Below are 1,763 nucleotides of genomic sequence, written 5' to 3' on the forward strand. Positions count from 1 at the left end.
TCTATTGCCAAAGTCCCCGTATAGTCAATGTTGACCGTCGCTGCCAGCTCCGACATCTCTATAGCTGTCACAACTTGCTGACGAGCACTAAAAATCTTTGCCGACTCAGAAGCCAAACTTTCAAACTCAGCTTTGCCGTCTGAACGAGCAGTAATTTCTCCATTTGACTCATTCTCGAACACTACATCATCGTCAAGGAGATCGAGTAGTCCAGACACATCAAAAGAATTGTAGCGACTGACATAAGATTCAACTAATTCGACTTTTTCACTATCTAACATGTTAATTCTCCTCATTTGCATAGCGCCGCATTAAGGGGTGAACAACGCGACCACCCAACCTAAACCATTGTGCCGTAAACACTTAAGCTAATTCAAACCAAAACTGCCAAGCGTTGTGAGTCCCTCTTGAATGCTTTGTTAGTTGCCAAACCCAAGGCTTTGATTTGAAGTTGAATACCGCTTTGCCAGCGCTGTTTTTACGTGCTTTGAAAAACTCAAATCAGGCGTAGTTTCAAAGCGCCTGTCACTGAAACCACTTGGAACAAACAGTGCCGTAGAATACAGCCTAGCAACACCAAAAAGCTCTTTTAAACAGATAATGTTACAGAGCTAACTTTCAACAAGTAAATCAGTCTCTGAAACAGAAGTTCCAAACCGCACAAGAAACCAAAGAACGATTATCACAAACCCAAAAAGCTAAAAATTAAAATACGAAAACAAGCCCAAAAACACACGTACATTAGCCCTAAACATTCTGCTTTAGCTGCGTTTTCCTCGTTGACAACTAACGCCCAATTAAGGGGTGAACAACGCCTCCACCCAAACCTAAAGCATTGTGCCATAAACACTAAAACTGAAGTAGAAGCAAAAGTGCCAAGCGTTGTGAATCCCTCTTAAATTGCTTGTTATGTACGTGCTCCCTCTGGCACGATCATAGGCAGGTCTGTGCAGCCAAAGTCTAAACCAAACTGACTTAGCAAACAGGTAAGCTGGCCTCTATGGTGAGTTTGATGATTGAAAATATGTTGGCAAAACTCACCAACTGTCCTTTGAATCACCTGCCCTTCTGTTGTCGTGTACCTGACTATTTGGTTACAGCTATCAGCGGTAATCTGATTAGTGATTTCAATGTAGATCGAGTCTACAAGTTGTCGTAATTCAAAGAATTCGTCTAGATTCGAAGCGAATGTGTCAGAAACTGACTTAGAAACGGGTAATTTTTCTAAAACTGTAGCTTCGACTGATACTAACTCATTTGCTACAAGACGCTGGAGCATAATCAAGTCACCGAACAAGATATGATTCCAGTGAGCCATGATTGTGGGGAAAAATGAGTTGGTATTTTGATGCAACTGCTCATGAGTCAGCTGACTGCAAACACCAAGTAACTGCTTATTCATTCGCTGATTATACAGCGCCAACATTCTGAAATTTGAGGATAAATCCATTTGACCTCCAAAGTACATAACGCCGCATTAAGGTGTGAGCGGCGCTTGGCTATACTTGAGCGAAGCGAAACTGCCAAGCGTTGCGAATCACTCTTAAATGCTTTGTTAGAGCTACGAAGCTAATTGTTCCTGCCTATCATTCAGTATTCTTAATGCTTCTCTAGTTAAATTGCCATTTTCCACATAACCGTAATGCTCAAGCTCACGGTAAAGACTTCTCGGTAATTTATCTGCTATATCTTGGAACAGGTAACCGTAACTACCGCGACGAGAACGTGGGTCTACAGCTGATGGTCTGATATCGTCCATTCTT

General features: G+C 42.0%; 3 protein-coding genes. All 3 read right to left on the reverse strand.

Annotated elements, in window-relative coordinates:
- Positions 1 to 281 (reverse strand): nuclear transport factor 2 family protein (locus FCU94_RS15790; RefSeq protein ID WP_176289452.1); only part of this gene is annotated, 281 nt, incomplete at its 3' end.
- A gap of 626 nt (positions 282 to 907) precedes the next feature.
- Positions 908 to 1,450, reverse strand: a complete 543-nt coding sequence (locus FCU94_RS15795) for a DinB family protein (protein ID WP_065770145.1) — start codon at positions 1,448 to 1,450, stop codon at positions 908 to 910.
- 111 nt (positions 1,451 to 1,561) lie between these two features.
- A partial coding sequence (locus FCU94_RS19255; RefSeq protein ID WP_217906482.1) for a hypothetical protein occupies positions 1,562 to 1,763 on the reverse strand: 202 nt, incomplete at its 5' end.

It is taken from the genome of Vibrio sp. JPW-9-11-11 (assembly GCF_013369335.1).
Lineage (GTDB): Bacteria > Pseudomonadota > Gammaproteobacteria > Enterobacterales > Vibrionaceae > Vibrio.